This window comes from Zobellia sp. B3R18, from assembly GCF_018860715.1.
Taxonomy (GTDB): Bacteria; Bacteroidota; Bacteroidia; order Flavobacteriales; family Flavobacteriaceae; genus Zobellia; species Zobellia russellii.
Window position 1 is genome coordinate 977,036 of the sequence record NZ_JAHKQG010000011.1, and the last position, 14,501, is coordinate 991,536.

The window sequence follows — 14,501 nt, forward strand, 5'->3', positions numbered from 1 at the left end:
AATTAATGTGTTATTGGGTTAAAATGATGGTAAAGAGCGATAAAAATAAATCCTAATGGAATTGCTATAGAGTATATTTTAGTGAAAGTCTGAATGCCTGCAGAGTACTTGTTGTTCACCCCTACCGACTGAAAAGACGAAGCAAAACCGTGCCATAAGTGCAATGATAAAAGCACAAAAGAAATCACGTAAAGAATAGTTCTCAAGAACGGCTCAAACTTTTCTACGGTTTCCGCATAGTAACGTGTTGGGTCTTCAGGATTTACCTCAATGTACTTGTATGCCATTTCGTGTACCCAAAAATCGTACAAGTGTAATCCAAGAAAAGCAAGGATAACCAAACCGGTTACAATCATGTTTCTGGACATCCAGGAAGAATTGGCTCCACCGTTGTACTTCTTGTACTTTACGGCTCTTGCCTTGTTATTCTTTAGTTCAAGTGCAATACCCATAACAAAGTGAACTACTACACCGGCTATAAGTACGGGCTGCAAGATGTACTGCACCAAACCGTTGTAACCCATAAAATGCGACCACTCGTTAAAAGTATCGGGCGCAATTACCGAAGTAATGTTAATGACAAAGTGTTGCAAAAGAAAAAAGACCAAAAAAAGACCCGATAGGGCCATGACCACTTTTCGGGCTATCGAAGATTTTATCAATCCGCTCATTTTATAATAAGTTGGAGTTAGTTTAAAGACTGTAGACAAAATTAGGGCATAAGCTTGGCTTTAACAAACTTTGAGTCTCTTTAGTAAAGTATTTAGAAACGTTTTAAGCAAGGCCTTCACGCCTTTCTCCAGATTTTTGAACTTCCAGTTAGATTTTAAAATAAAATACTTTATTCTTCAATTTTTAACTTCCAGTTTCCGCATATCCATTTTTTGAACGATATTAAGGTCTTAAATTACCACAGACTTATATTTTAATATGGATATTGGCCTCCTTTCAGTTAGTATGAATGTCTACTCAACTCGTAGAATAGCAGACGAAGCCAAAAAATTAGGGCACTACATAGAATGGGTAGACCATACCCAATGTTCCGTAAAAATTAGTGCCGCCCAACCTCAAGTACTTTTTCGTCAAGAAAACATAATAGACGCTTTTGACGCTATTATACCCCGTATAGGCTCTAAAGTCACCAACCATGGCGTAGCCGTTGTTAAGCAATTTGAAATGAACAAAGTGTTCAGTACCGCGCACTCTACAGGTATTTATAAAGCAAGAAACAAGGCCAAAGCGTTACTTTTACTGTCCAACAAAGGAATTCCCGTACCCGAAACCCTCCTTTCCATAGACCCGGATAATATTGAACAGCAAATTGAACTTCTTGGTGGCGCACCCCTTATCATTAAACTAGAAGAAGGTACACATGGCCTTGGGGTTATTTTAGCGGAAACCAAAAAATCGGCAAAGTCCATTATAGACACTTTTTACAAAATGGGAACCGGCATTTTTATGCAGGAGTTCATTGAGGAAAGTAAAGGCGAGGATATTCGGGTTTTTGTAGTTGGCAACAAGGTTGTGGCCAGTATGAAACGTACCAGCGGAAAAGACGAGTTTCGCTCCAATTTACACCGTGGTGGCAGCAGCCAAGCCGTAAAACTCTCCCCCAAAGAAGAAGCAATGGCAATAAATGCCACTAAATATATTGGTTTAGGCGTATCGGGCGTAGATTTGATACGTTCAAAAAAAGGTCCGTTACTTTTAGAGGTAAATGCTTCACCCGGATTGCAGGGTATTGAAGCAGCAACCGGAGTAAACGTTGCCAAAGAAATTGTACAGTTTGTAGAACAAAATTGCCTTAAGAGAAGACGATAACCTCTTAAACTTCAAGAAAAAAAAGAACATCACAAAACCAAATGGAAAACAACAAAACCATAACTATAGAAGGCGAAAGCGTTAAACCTGGAGAATCCAAATTATTAAACATTAGTATTGATAGGTTACCTACCGGGACTTTAATTGACATACCGGTGTATGTATTTAACTCAAAAAAACCGGGCCCTACACTCTTGGTACAAGCCGGCCTTCATGGCGATGAGATAAACGGTATTGAAATTGTACGGCGAATGCTGACCGAAAAACGATTCAATATTACCAGTGGTGCCGTAATTGCAGTACCTATCCTAAACATTTTTGGATTTATCCATTATTCCAGGGATGTTCCTGATGGAAAAGACGTAAACCGAAGTTTTCCCGGTTCTAAAATTGGCTCCATGGCCGGCCGAATTGCATATCACTATACCTCAGCAATTCTATCTCAAGTAGATTATGGCATAGACTTGCATACAGGAGGAGGACAACGGCACAATTTTCCGCAAATAAGGTATACCGAAAAAGATGAGCAAAGCGAAGAACTGGCCAAGGTATTTAATGCTCCCATTTCCTTTTCATCCAAGCTGATAAAGGGCTCGTTCAGGAATGCGGCCTTTCAAATGAAAATACCTACAGTGGTCTTTGAAGCAGGAGAAAGTATGCGGTTTGACAATCACGCTATTATTGAAGGAATGCAAGGCGTCCTGAACGTAATGAAGCACTTTGATATGATAGCAACTATTGAACCCAAATATATTGAACGGAACAATACGGTTCATTTGGGCAGCAGAAAGTGGTTACGGGCTCCTACCGCAGGAATGTTCGTTCCAAAAATAGAAAACGGCAGTAAAATCAAAAAAGGGCAGGTATTGGGTATCGTATCCGGACCCTATGCCAAACGGAGCAAAATAGTAAAAGCCCCTTTTGATGGTTTGGTATTTTGCATTAATCACCAGGCGGTGGTCAATAGAGGTGATGCTCTTTTTCATATTGGCATGCCTACCAACAAAGGCGTTATACAAGCCGATAGATAAAGTGGTGTTTATCCCATTTAAACTATGCTTCACCGAAACATCAAAAAAGTTATCTCTCAGAATTTAAGAAACGCCTACAAAAAAAACCAACTAAGCAGTTTGTAAGCTATCCCTCTAATCGGAAAAAGCCTATAATATATGACATTCATCTAAGATTGAACAACAAAAAACGGGACTTAACTTTAGCAAGAACATTTCCTTTTATACCTTTTACAAACTAGTTAGTCGGTTTCTTAACGTTTTAAAATCCGGCCGTGAATTTCTATTTTTCCATATCCTCTAGTTGAATTTCGAGGGCTTTTGTAGAGAGTTGAACCTCAATAAAAGAGAGCACCAAAGAAACCATAAGCGCCAAAAGACTAATGCCAAAAACCAGATTGGCCCAGAATCGCAATTCAACATAAATTAAGCTCATGGTAATTACTGCCAATAAAAAACTGAATATTGCGGTGGCCTGCATATTCTTTATGATAGATAGGCGTTTACGTAGCTTTTTTACTTGCAAAGCAATAGTAGGTGACGCCGTTTCTTCATACTTCCGATGAAGTTGCCGGATTAATGCCGCAATAGCCAAGTACCTAGCATTATATGCCAGCATAGTCAATGATATGGCAGGAAAAAGTAATGCAGGTATACTTAAGGTAAGTTCCATGGTTATTTTACGAACTTTCTAGAGCTTGTTTTATCGGCTGTGGGAAAATCTTCAGGAATGGATTGCGTTACCTTACCTGTAGCTGCCCACTCAGCTCCTCTAAGCATGCTGGTCATAAAGCCTACACATTCCACGGAATAATCTACGTGTCCCATAATATTATGGAATATACGGCCTTTACCATATTCCAAAGTCATAAGCGCAGGCTCATGTCTACCTGTTCCTTTATTTTCTGACTCCGAATAAGCCGTAGCCAAAATGGTCATATTTTCTGCAGGACCGCGAAGACTATTATAGAGCTCATCTTTGGTGTGCAACCATACTTTTGGCATGCCCTTGGTGATTGGGTGTTCCTCACGTATTTGAACTTGATACTCACTTTGAGGACCGTGGGCACCGGCATTTCCGGGCGAGTTATCTCGTATGAGTTCGCCAGAATCATTATAATATACGTAAGGGCCATCTTTTTCGGTACGGTCTCCCCAACCGCCCAATCCGATCATTTGGTTGTAGGCCTCCCATTTAGGAAAAGAATTATCAGCAGCATGAAAAACTACCAATCCACCTCCTTTTTTTATGTATTTCTCAAATTTCTTCTGGGTAGCTTCCGGCCATGGGGCTGCGTTCCACCCAAAATTACAAATGACCAAATCGTACTTTGAAAAATCAGGACTATAATTAGGATCTGTCTGTGGTTTCTCCTTAGCTTCGGTTTTTGGAAGATTTGCAATAGGAAATTCTTCTATAAATTTATCTCCTTTCCAGGTATATGCCGAACGGGCAACCTCAACAGTAAACAATCCTGTGTTTTCCATTTCGGTCTTTAACATGTACGTAATTTTAGGCCACTCTACGTGGTTATTCTGGCCGTCTACAATAAGCGTTTTTATTTTCTTTGATGAAGATGTTTGAGAAAAAGTGGCATTTGATGCAAATACCATAGAAAGCAGTACAACTAAAGTTCGAAAATTACGCATGTCATATATTTTTGGTGTATAAATATAAGCGATCGTGTTTAAGTTTTGGAAAAAAAGAAAAAGTAAGTACCCCATAAAGTTGTAAATTGAAACCTTAACTTAATTGCTCCCAATGACGCCTTCTAAATTGCGATTTTCGTCTAAACTTCCAAATGCAAAAACCACAATTTTCACTACGGTAGGTAATTTGGCCCGCAAACATGATGCGGTAGACCTCTCCCAAGGCTTCCCAAATTTTGAAGTAGATGAGAAGTTAAAAAGTCTGGTTACGGATGCCATGGAAAGTGGGCACAACCAATATGCCGCCATGCAGGGGTATTACGGATTGCGAGAAATTATCTCACAAAAAATTGAAACGCTCCATAACAGATCATACCATCCTGAAACCGAAATTACCGTTACGGTAGGAGCTACACAGGCTATATTTACGGCAATCACTGCTTTTGTTAATCACGGCGATGAAGTAATTGTTCTGAAACCGGCATACGATTGCTACGAACCGGCCATTACACTTAATGGGGGAGTACCAGTTTATGTGCAATTAGATGCCGATGGTTACCGAGTGAATTGGCAAGAGTTTAAAAACAAGCTTTCCGACAAAACCCGGATGGTCATCATAAACACACCCCACAACCCCAGCGGACGCATTTTTTCTAAGGAGGATATGTTACAGCTACAAGACATTTTAAGACCGACCAATTGTATTGTTTTAAGTGATGAAGTATATGAACACATTGTTTTTGATGGAAACGAACACCAAAGTGCATCCCGTTTTGAAGATTTAGCACAACGTAGTTTTGTCTGCGCCTCCTTTGGCAAAACCTTCCATGTTACCGGATGGAAAATAGGCTATTGTGCCGCACCTGAGGAATTAATGCATGAATTTAGAAAAACACATCAGTTTGCAGTGTTCTGTGTTGACCATCCTGTACAACGTGCTATGGCCGCATATTTAAAAAATGAGGAACACTATTTGAGCCTACCTTCATTTTATCAGAAAAAACGAAACTTATTTTTGGATGGACTAAAGGATTCCAAATTTAGATTTAAACCTTCCCAAGGCACCTACTTTCAACTTTTAGATTATACCAAAATTACAAATGAGAATGATGAGGATCTGGCTAAGCGCTTGATTATTGATTACAAATTGGCCAGTATCCCTATCTCATCCTTTAATATGCAGAACAGGCAAGATGGTGTTTTACGGTTCTGTTTCGCCAAGAAAAACGAAACGCTGGAACGGGCCCTGGAAATCCTTAGGTTACTATAACCTAAATTTTACAGTTCAAAAAACAAGGCATAAAAAAAGCGGCCTTTGGGTGAGCCACTTTTTTCTAATTTCTTTTTCAAAAGCTTTTAAAGCATAAATAACTTTCTTGTCAGCATTACGATTCCGCTGAAAAAATCATTCTTGTACACTTGAATTTCTTCTGTAGTTCGGTTAATTTGGGCTTCCATAGGTTGTAAGTTTTGGTAAAATCGGATTTGGGATGCGACTTTCGATTAATAACACCATAAAAATAGCACCTAAGCCCGTGCTAAAAAAAAACTTGTTGTGAAGTAGCAATATTCTGTTGTAAAGGACCAAACAAGATGTTTTTGCCTAGAAAATACAGCAAAAAAAGAAAGAGATTTTACTTACAAAATCATTTCAGGAACCTCTCCTTCAACAATTAACGTTCCCTCAGTTGCTTTTTTAATTTCATCAACAGTTACACCAGGTGCACGTTCCAACAGTTTAAATCCTTTTTTGGTAACCTCGATCACCGCCAAATTTGTAACGATCTTAGTAACACAGCCCACGCCCGTTAGCGGCAAACTACACTTTTTTAGAAGCTTGGATTCACCAGCTCTGTTCGTGTGCATCATGGCTACGATTATGTTTTCGGCGGAAGCTACCAAATCCATAGCACCCCCCATACCTTTCACCATTTTTCCGGGAATCTTCCAATTGGCAATATCGCCATCTTCCGAAACTTCCATCGCACCTAAAATAGTAAGGTCTACATGTTGACCGCGAATCATTCCAAAACTGGTAGCCGAATCAAAGAAAGATGCTCCGTTAAGGGTGGTAATAGTTTGCTTTCCGGCATTTATAATATCTGCATCCTCTTCTCCTTCAAACGGAAAAGGCCCCATGCCTAGAACTCCGTTTTCACTTTGAAACTCTACATTTATATCATCTCTCACAAAGTTGGCCACCAACGTAGGTATCCCGATTCCTAGATTTACGTAGTAACCGTCTTTAACTTCTTTTGCTATTCGCTTTGCGATTCCGTTTTTATCTAACATAATGGTAATTTGAAAATGTGTTGATTTGAGAATTAAAAATTCCAAATCGCTTTAATGCTTCGCCCTAACCGTTCGTTGTTCAATACGCTTTTCATAGTCTTTTCCATGAAAAATACGTTGCACGAATATTCCGGGAATATGAATTTGATTGGGATCCAATTCACCTGCCGGCACAAGTTCTTCAACTTCGGCAACGGTAATCTTGGCAGCTCCACACATACAAGGGTTAAAGTTTCTGGCCGTACCCTTAAAAATCAGGTTCCCGGCTTCATCTCCCTTCCATGCTTTTACGAATGCAAAATCTGCTTTAAAGGCTTCCTCAAGCACATACATTTTTCCGTTAAATTCTCTGGTTTCCTTACCTTCTGCTACTTCCGTACCATAACCGGCAGGCGTATAGAATGCAGGAAATCCGGCTTGTGCCGCGCGGCATTTTTCGGCTAACGTACCCTGTGGAGTTAGCTCCACTTCCAATTCGCCACTCAGCATTTGCCGTTCAAATTCTTCGTTCTCACCTACGTAAGAAGATATCATTTTTTTTATCTGATGTTTATGAAGCAATAACCCTAGCCCAAAATCATCTACCCCGGCGTTGTTGGAAATACAAGTAATATTCTTAATGTTGGATTCAACAAGTGCGGTAATGGCATTTTCTGGAATTCCGCAAAGCCCAAAACCGCCTAGCATAAAGGTCATCCCGTCTTGAATGCCTTGCAAGGCTTCTTTTACATCTGCTACTTTCTTAGAGATCATACTTAAGGAATAAAAGATTTCTGTTGGAGTCAAGTTACAATTTTTAAACGAAATTGCCCGTGACTTTCAGTGAAAGTCACGGGCAATTAAAAAGCTTAAATTACTTTTATGGATTAGAAATCCAAATCATCCAAATCATCATCTAACCCACCATCATCATCGCTATCACCAACCACTTTGGTACAGTCTACGTTAATGGATAAATTTTTAGGTTTTTCAAACTCGCCATCAGAAATTCCTAGATTTTTATTTTCATAGTTTTTCTTCATGTACAGCCCCCAGATAGGCAATGCCATAGATGCTCCTTGGCCGTATTTTATAGACGCAAAGTGTGTAGACCTTTCTTCACCACCAACCCAAACGCCAGTAACTAAGTTTGGTACCATTCCCATAAACCACCCATCACTCTGGTTTTGTGTCGTACCTGTTTTACCTGCAATCGGGTTTGTAAACCCGTATGGATAGCCCGTAATGATTTCTTTATATTCAGTTGCATTCTTTTGGTAACTATGACGCAAACGTGTACCAGAACCTCCATGAGTAACACCTTCCATAAGATTAACCATAGCATAAGCTACATCTTTACTTAGCACATCTTTGGTCTCAGGCACGTATTCATAAAGAACGGTTCCATTCTTATCTTCAATACGCGTAACCATAACAGGTTTTACATATACACCTTGGTTGGCGAACGTACCATAAGCCCCGACCATTTCATATACATTGGAATCAGGCGTACCCAATGCAATAGATGGCACTTCTAATACGTCTCCTTTAATTCCAAGATTTTTAACTATTGATACTACTGATCTAGGTCCGACCCGATCAATCAATTGTGCGGTAACCGTATTTACTGAGTTTGCCAATGCATCTTTTAAGGTATACATTTTACCAGAATACTGCCCAACTGCATTTTTAGGACACCAAGCTTCCATATTACCGTGTTTTCCTGCTTCAATACAGTATTGAGTATCCGGTAAAGAATCGCATGGAGAAAGTCTTAATTGGTCAATGGCCGCAGCATATACGAAAGGTTTAAAAGTTGAACCTGCCTGTCGTGAACCTTGAATAACATTATCGTATTGAAAATGCCTATAGTCAATTCCACCAACCCAAGCTTTTACATGTCCTGTTTGGGGTTCCATAGACATCATAGCCGCCCTTAAAAAGGTTTTATAATACCTGATCGAATCCATTGGAGTCATAATGGTATCGCGTTCACGACCATCACTATTCCAATCAAAAACCGTCATTTCCGTTTTCTTGGTAAATGATGCGCGAATATCCTTGTCAGATTTTCCTTCCGCCTTCATTTTACGCCATCTGGAGGAATTTTTCATTGCTCGCTCCATAATCTTATTAATTTCAGACTTCTCCAAGTCCAAGAATGGGGCCGTAGGGTTTCTATCAGGCGTATTTTGGTGAAAAAATTCTTTTTGAAGATTAGCCATATGTTTACGTACAGCGTCTTCGGCATTAGCCTGCATACGTGAATCTATAGTCGTGTAAATTTTAAGTCCGTCCAAATAAAGATTCCATTTGTCCCTACCACCTTCTAAAGCTGGCTTAGGGTTTTTGGATATCCAGTCGTTCATGAAACCCTGTAGGTACATTCTAAAGTAAGTAGCTAAACCTTCTTTATGTGATTCTGGATTAAAATTAATATCCATCTTCAAGGCTTGTAACGAATCTTTTTCCTGTTCCGTGATGTAATCGTATTTAGCCATCTGACCCAGAACGGTGTTTCTTCGGTTTTTAACCAATTCTTCCCTTCTGATCGGATTAAAATAAGATGAGTTCTTAAGCATACCTACCAATACGGCAGACTCCTCCGTTTTCAACTCTTGTGGCTCCTTACCAAAATAGATTTTTGCGGCAGAGCGTATTCCATCTGCATTATTAAGAAAATCATATTGATTAAGGTACATGGCAATGATTTCCTCCTTGGTATATTGTCTTTCCAAACGCGTGGCCAGAACCCACTCCATTACCTTTTGTTTGATGGTCTCAAATTTGTTCTTAGACCGTACCCCTACAAAGAGTTGACGCGCCAGCTGTTGTGATATGGTACTAGCACCTCCTTTTTTTCCTAAATAAGCAAAAGCTCTAAGCGTACCACGGGCATCTATTCCTGAATGATCATAAAAACGGGCATCTTCCGTGGCCACAAGCGCATTTACCAAATTTTGGGGAAGGCTGTCATAGGGCACAGGTGTGCGGTTATCATCCAAGTAGAATTTACCCAATGTCTTTGCATCCGAAGAAATAATTTCGGTAGCCAAATTGGTCTGCGGATTTTCTAGGTATTCGTATTCGGGCATCTCTCCCAAAAGTCCCCAAGACGCAGACAAAAATATCAATACAACTAACAGAATACCTGAAATAAACAGGATCCAAAACCATTTGATGTATTTAAAATACCCTTTGGTCTTTTTCTCTTTAACAACCTTGGCCATACCTTACTCGTTACTTTTTTCTATTTCAAAACCGACGTCTGTTACGCCTTTTAAATTTTCAACACCGTTAACACTACCATTTTTTCTCATGGCGTGCCAGACCCGTAAATTATATACGCCAGAAGATGGAAAAACGATGTTTTCCTTATACCATAATTTATTTTCCTTGATACTACCGTAGCCCTTTCCCAACCATGTACCATCCGGTAACGCCATTTCATACTCCAATGTATCCTTTACCGTTTCTCCGGAAGGATATTCCAGTTCCGCTATCAAGAACAGGTTGTTGTAGGGAAAAGTAGCATCATTACGAACGGTAATGAACATGTTATGTCTTTGGGTGGTATCTATCTCGGTAAAAGAAAACACAATATTATCCGTCTTGTTCCAGACCCCACCTTTGGTTGCCTGAAATTCTGACCTGACCAAATTGTCATTGCACGAAAAACACAGTGTTGCCACAGCAAGAACCAGTAAGAGCCTAGCCATTATTTTGCTGTCTTTTAGGATTATTGTTTCTCCTTCTTTTATTTTTAGGAGGGTTTGTGTTACCCGTTTTAGCCCCTTTATTTTTATTGGTATTGCCACTGTTACTTTTAGCCTTGCTTCTCTTACGGTTTCTATTTCTAGATGATCTTTTAGGTCTATCAAAACGCGTTAGGCTATCTTGCCCCACAACATTCTCGAACACCTTCTCTTCCTTAACGAAATTATCTATCGTATATTCCTCTAGGCTGGCAACTTTTTCTCTCTTTTTGTTTTTTTCCAGAATTTCCTGCACTTGCTCCTTGGTTAAAGTGTGCCAATTTGATGGATCTTCTTTGTAAGAGAACCATAGCATCCCTTTAAAAATATCTGTTTTTTGACAAAACGCGAGGCCTTTTTCCGTAAACAATTTAGTGTCCTGAGACGGAAAATCCTTTAAGGCATCTAAATACATATCTAGCTCATAGTTTAGACAACATTTGAGCTTTCCGCATTGTCCTGCCAATTTTTGTGGATTTAACGATAACTGTTGATAACGCGCCGCAGAAGTACTTACGGACCTAAAATCCGTGAGCCATGTAGAGCAGCATAATTCACGTCCACAAGAACCTATACCGCCCAAACGTTGGGCTTCTTGGCGATACCCTATCTGCCGCATCTCAATTCTAATACCAAATGCTTTGGCCATATCCTTGATCAACTGCCTAAAGTCTACGCGATCTTCGGCCGTGTAGTAAAATGTGGCCTTTGAACCATCTCCTTGAAACTCAACATCCGAAATTTTCATCTGAAGTTTCAAAATAATGGCAATTTCCCGTGCGCGCTTTTTAATTTCCTCTTCGCGGTCACGGCATTTTTGCCATTTATCAATATCGTTTTGAGATGCCTTACGATGAATCCTTGGAAGGGTTTCATCTTTGTGATCAACCTTTTTACGCTTCATCTGCACTTTAACCAATTCACCAACAAGGGTAACCATGCCAATGTCATGACCGGATTGTGCCTGTGTTGCCACAATATCACCTATTGAAATGGATAGGTTTTCGGTATTTCTAAAGAATTCTTTTCTACTGTTCTTAAATCTAACTTCAACGCAATCAAACGGCTTTTCACCATTAGGAAGCGACATGTTGGAAAGCCAATCAAAGACGGTTAATTTATTACAACCATCGGTACCACAAGTTCCATTATTCTTGCAACCACGAGGTTGTCCGTCCTTACCGGTCGAACAACTGCTACAGCCCATATATTATATCTTGGTTTGGCCTAAACGGGGGTTTTTGGCCAAATAGGGTTCGTACTAATTTTATATGTAAAGGTACTAAATTTTTAATGTGATAGAAAGTTATCTCAACTTACGAAGGTTCTTCGTTCCTTTGCGCCAAATTTGTCTTCCTTTAAAAAAATCTAAGATCCCTTTTCATGGAAAAGCAAAAAACGCTAAGTAATACCGTTCTTTATCTCATGAGCCTCTCCGCAGGTTTGGTAGCTGCGAACCTCTATTACAACCAGCCTTTGCTCCATATGATTTCCGTAAGCTTTGGAGTTAGCGAATCTGCCGTGAGCAATGTGGCCCTGTCCACTCAATTGGGCTATGCGTTCGGGTTGCTGTTCGTTGTTCCGCTGGGCGATATGGTTTCCAGTCAAAAAATATTGAAAATAGATTTTATACTGATGCTGCTGTCCTTATTGGCCGCTGCATTTTCCACCTCTTTATGGCTACTGGTCGTTTCCAGTTTTTTTATAGGATGTACTTCTGCCCTACCGCAATTGTTCGTTCCCATGGCCGCACAGTTGTCCAATGCGGAAAATAGAGGGCGTGCCATAGGCATAGTGATGAGCGGGTTGCTGATCGGCATTCTTGGAAGCCGTGTAATTAGCGGGGTTATTGGGGAGCAGTTTGGCTGGCGTACCATGTACTTTGCGGCCACTGCAATGATGTTTGTGTTATTTGTGGTGCTAAAATTCAAATTACCGAAAGTAGAACCGGTGTACGAAGGTCGTTATTTAGATCTAATGAAGTCCCTTGTGCATTTCTTTAAGACCGAACCTCCTTTGCGTCTTGCCGCATTTAGAGGCGGACTTTCATTTGCCGGATTAAGTGCCTTTTGGACCACTTTAGTGTTTCTGATGGAAGATAATTTTGGCTACGGAAGCGGCATTACCGGAACTTTTGGACTGATTGGTATTGTTGGTGCCCTAGCGGCCACAGTAGTGGGAAAACTAAGTGACCGAATGAGCAAAAACCGGATCATAATTGTATCTACCCTAATTTTGATTCTTTCTTGGGTAGTATTTCTATTTTCTCATCATTCTATCATTGGCATTGTACTAGGTGTTATTTTGGTAGACCTTGGGCAACAATCGCTCCATATTGCCAACCAAAACATTATTTTCTCCAGGAACGAACATGCCAGAAACAGAATAAATACCGTGTACATGGTCATTTTCTTTCTGGGAGGTGCCCTTGGCACAATTTTAGCCGCCTTTGCATGGTTGCATTACCAATGGACAGGCGTATCTGTCCTGGGCCTTACACTTTCAATAGTTACGTTATTGGCCCATTTGATATATGGGGACAAGAAAATTTAAAGTCTACTTTTTAAATTTGAGCACTTCCGATCGCCCCTTTTTAAAAATTTTGTTGCTAGCCCCTTTTCCCTTGCGTAACTTTTTCTGTTCTTCATAGGGTAAAGCATTTATTTCTTGGCAACTATCCGAACAGCAATTGTCCATATTTTTCGCACATTCATCACATTGAATGAACAATAGGTGACATGCTTCATTAGCGCAGTTTACATGATTGTCGCAGGGCTTGCCGCATTGGTGGCAATTGGCGATAACATCGTCCGTAATACGTTCGCTACGTCTATGATCAAAAACAAAATTCTTTCCTAAAAATTTATTCTCAAGTTTTTTATTCTCTACCTGACGGGTATAGTCAATAATTCCTCCCTCTAATTGGTACACCTGTTTGAAGCCTTTGTGCTTGTAGTAGGCACTTGCTTTTTCGCACCGTATGCCACCGGTACAGTACATAACCAATTTCTTATCTTCTTTATGGTCTGCCAGGTCTTTCTCGATAATATCCAAAGAATCTCTAAACGTATCTACATCTGGGGTAATGGCATTTTTAAAATGACCTATTTCACTCTCATAATGGTTACGCATGTCTACCAAAATGGTATCCGGGTCTTCAATGAGTTCATTAAATTTTTCCGCTCCTACATGAATACCCTTATTGGTAACATCAAAAGTGGTATCATTTAAACCATCTGCAACAATTTTGTTCCTAACCTTAACTTTCAACTTCAAGAATGAAAGGTTATCCTGTTCAATAGCTATGTTTAGGCGTACATTCTCCAAAAAGGTAATGCTATCCAAATGGGCCTTAAAACGTTCAAAATTTTCGGCCGGAACGGATAATTGCGCATTTATACCTTCGTTGGCAACGTAAATACGGCCAAGAACGTCTAGTTCGTTCCAATTTATAAAAAGGTGATTTCGGAATATTTTCGGGTTACCGATCTGTGCATATTTGTAGAAAGAGATAGTCAAACGTTCTTGACCGGCTTCTTCAATAAGAGCTGCCCTTTCTTTTGCACTTAAGTTATTGTACAGTTGCATGCTATACCAATGTTTTAAGTTTATAAAGAATTTTCTAAGTCCGCAAAGATAACAATTATAGATAATTCTTTTCCGCGGGCAGAATTTGGGCCGCCAAACCTCCTAAGCCATAAAAAAAGAGCCTTGATAAAATCAAGACTCTTTATTGACCATTCCATTTTTTTCTTTTTCATAGCATCTTTAAAATACATAAAAAAGGAAGTGGCCACCATTGCTCCCTAACACTAAAAAGGGAAGCTTGTTTGAGTTAGTTTCCGATTACAATCGGAACAGTATTTTTAATAAGATACCAAACCAACCTAAAAGTTGCGTTAAGGAAACAACTATTTTAACAAACACTTATCCCTTAGACGTATACCAAGCTTTAGCCTTACAGCATTTATCAATTATTTTAAAAAAAACACTG

At 39.7% G+C, this 14,501-nt stretch carries 14 protein-coding genes; 4 read left to right on the top strand and 10 right to left on the bottom strand.

Going from position 1 to position 14,501, the window contains the following annotated elements; translation table 11 throughout:
• Positions 1-2: 2 nt before the first annotated feature.
• Positions 3-671, bottom strand: a complete 669-nt coding sequence (locus tag KO513_RS10630; RefSeq protein WP_215913361.1) for a succinate dehydrogenase cytochrome b subunit — start codon at positions 669-671, stop codon at positions 3-5.
• 259 nt (positions 672-930) lie between these two features.
• Between KO513_RS10630 and KO513_RS10635 the strand changes: the two genes are divergently transcribed.
• Together KO513_RS10635 and KO513_RS10640 are read left to right on the top strand one after the other, a co-directional pair.
• Positions 931-1,821, top strand: a complete 891-nt coding sequence (locus tag KO513_RS10635; RefSeq protein WP_215913362.1) for a RimK family alpha-L-glutamate ligase — start codon at positions 931-933, stop codon at positions 1,819-1,821.
• Positions 1,822-1,862: 41 nt separating this feature from the next.
• Entirely contained in the window at positions 1,863-2,852 is a 990-nt protein-coding gene (locus KO513_RS10640; RefSeq protein ID WP_215436532.1) for a succinylglutamate desuccinylase/aspartoacylase family protein, read from the top strand.
• A 262-nt stretch (positions 2,853-3,114) separates the two neighbouring features.
• Here the strand turns inward: KO513_RS10640 and KO513_RS10645 are convergent, their stop codons facing one another.
• Together KO513_RS10645 and KO513_RS10650 are read right to left on the bottom strand one after the other, a co-directional pair.
• The gene (locus KO513_RS10645; protein ID WP_215913363.1) at positions 3,115-3,504 is read right to left on the bottom strand and encodes a DUF2721 domain-containing protein; all 390 of its coding nucleotides are present in this window, start codon (positions 3,502-3,504) and stop codon (positions 3,115-3,117) included.
• 2 nt (positions 3,505-3,506) lie between these two features.
• Positions 3,507-4,481: a ThuA domain-containing protein gene (locus tag KO513_RS10650; RefSeq protein WP_215913364.1), complete on the bottom strand. Its 975-nt coding sequence runs from the start codon at positions 4,479-4,481 to the stop codon at positions 3,507-3,509.
• A 112-nt stretch (positions 4,482-4,593) separates the two neighbouring features.
• On the opposite strand from KO513_RS10650, the gene KO513_RS10655 reads away from it, so the two are divergent.
• Positions 4,594-5,751: a methionine aminotransferase gene (locus KO513_RS10655; RefSeq protein ID WP_252735760.1), complete on the top strand. Its 1,158-nt coding sequence runs from the start codon at positions 4,594-4,596 to the stop codon at positions 5,749-5,751.
• Positions 5,752-6,119: 368 nt separating this feature from the next.
• Here the strand turns inward: KO513_RS10655 and KO513_RS10660 are convergent, their stop codons facing one another.
• The 5 genes from KO513_RS10660 to KO513_RS10680 form a co-directional block, all read right to left on the bottom strand.
• Complete coding sequence (locus KO513_RS10660; RefSeq protein WP_215436538.1) at positions 6,120-6,773, bottom strand: CoA transferase subunit B; 654 nt, start codon at positions 6,771-6,773, stop codon at positions 6,120-6,122.
• Positions 6,774-6,824: 51 nt separating this feature from the next.
• On the bottom strand, positions 6,825-7,526 hold the full coding sequence (locus KO513_RS10665) for a CoA transferase subunit A (RefSeq protein WP_215913365.1): 702 nt from the start codon (positions 7,524-7,526) through the stop codon (positions 6,825-6,827).
• A 113-nt stretch (positions 7,527-7,639) separates the two neighbouring features.
• Positions 7,640-9,982: a penicillin-binding protein 1A gene (locus KO513_RS10670; RefSeq protein WP_215913366.1), complete on the bottom strand. Its 2,343-nt coding sequence runs from the start codon at positions 9,980-9,982 to the stop codon at positions 7,640-7,642.
• 3 nt (positions 9,983-9,985) lie between these two features.
• Positions 9,986-10,471 carry a gliding motility lipoprotein GldH gene (locus KO513_RS10675; RefSeq protein WP_215436546.1) on the bottom strand — a complete coding sequence of 162 codons (486 nt, stop codon included), beginning with the start codon at positions 10,469-10,471 and terminating at the stop codon, positions 9,986-9,988.
• Positions 10,464-11,714 (bottom strand): PSP1 domain-containing protein, encoded by a 1,251-nt coding sequence (locus KO513_RS10680; RefSeq protein ID WP_215436549.1) that lies wholly within the window; start codon positions 11,712-11,714, stop codon positions 10,464-10,466. Before KO513_RS10680 ends, KO513_RS10675 begins: the two co-directional genes overlap by 8 nt.
• 176 nt (positions 11,715-11,890) lie before the next feature.
• Between KO513_RS10680 and KO513_RS10685 the strand changes: the two genes are divergently transcribed.
• Positions 11,891-13,060 carry an MFS transporter gene (locus KO513_RS10685; RefSeq protein ID WP_215913367.1) on the top strand — a complete coding sequence of 390 codons (1,170 nt, stop codon included), beginning with the start codon at positions 11,891-11,893 and terminating at the stop codon, positions 13,058-13,060.
• Positions 13,061-13,063: 3 nt separating this feature from the next.
• On the opposite strand, the gene trhO is transcribed toward KO513_RS10685, so the two are convergent.
• Both trhO and KO513_RS10695 read right to left on the bottom strand, forming a co-directional pair.
• Positions 13,064-14,095 carry an oxygen-dependent tRNA uridine(34) hydroxylase TrhO gene (gene trhO / locus KO513_RS10690; protein WP_215913368.1) on the bottom strand — a complete coding sequence of 344 codons (1,032 nt, stop codon included), beginning with the start codon at positions 14,093-14,095 and terminating at the stop codon, positions 13,064-13,066.
• 20 nt (positions 14,096-14,115) lie between these two features.
• Positions 14,116-14,268, bottom strand: coding sequence for a hypothetical protein (locus KO513_RS10695; protein ID WP_215913369.1), 153 nt, complete (start codon positions 14,266-14,268; stop codon positions 14,116-14,118).
• Positions 14,269-14,501 lie beyond the last annotated feature (233 nt).